General features: G+C 36.5%; 1 protein-coding gene. It reads left to right on the top strand.

From position 1 onward, the window contains the following. Positions 1-351: 351 nt before the first annotated feature. On the top strand, positions 352-965 hold a 614-nt coding region (locus tag KW850_RS32555; RefSeq protein WP_218351718.1), incomplete at its 3' end, for an MFS transporter.

Below are 965 nucleotides of genomic sequence, written 5' to 3'. Positions count from 1 at the left end.
CTTGACACTTACCTACTAGTAAGTTAAAATACAGTGGTGGAAATCGAAAAACACAAATTTTAGGCCTGGCACTAAAACTTATTCCGGAAAAAAGGTTATGTTATCCATGTATAACACTCCTTATTGATATCCATATTATACTCATATCAACCAACATGGCGTTTCTTGAATCCATGAGCGGGACCATGTATAAGAGGTACTTTGCAATATAAACGTATATTGGGAAAGAATGTATTCCCAAGTTCTGAATTAAATAAACAGTTTTTTTTAAAATTAAAAGGCGGTTTTTCTAGGAATATAACTTACCAATTAGTAAGTAAAATAAAATTGAGAAAGTAGGAATTTTCTAAAATGAAAAGAATGCTTTGGGTTTATCTTATAATGTCCTGCTGTGCAACATTTATTACACCGTTATTTCCTTTGTACAGTGAACATTATCAAATGAATAGTCTGCAAATTACGATTTTGTTTGCCGTTTATGCCGCTATCCTACTGCCGACCTTGTTAGTTGTAGGAGCCAAAGGGAGCGCCTGGGGATTGAAGAGGGTGCTTCGCAGCAGTATATGGATTTCTATTGCTTCTACGTTGCTCTTTCTAGGCAGTTTTGATGTTTGGATGCTGTATGCTGCAAGAATTTTGGAAGGTATTGCATATGGTTCTTTTACAGGTACTGCCGCTGCATTTTTAATAAAACAAATCTCTCCTAATAAAGTAAGTACAGCTATCAAGTTATCAGGAGCAACGATACTCATCGGATTTGGCCTAGGTCCAGCTATTGCTGGTTTAATTTTGCAATATTTACATCTGCAGCCGCTGCAATATTTACATCTGCAGCCGCTGCAATATTTACATCTGCAGCCGCTTAGAGTACCATTCTGGTTTTTACTTGTAATGTTAATTACTTCTTTAGTAATTCTGGAAACTCTTCCTAAGCATGAGGATTCCCTCATGCAGAAACCGGCTAA

The sequence above is a fragment of the Bacillus sp. sid0103 genome (genome assembly GCF_019219025.1).
The sequence above is the reverse complement of the archived record's forward strand: the minus strand, read 5'-3'. Positions and strand labels throughout refer to the sequence as shown.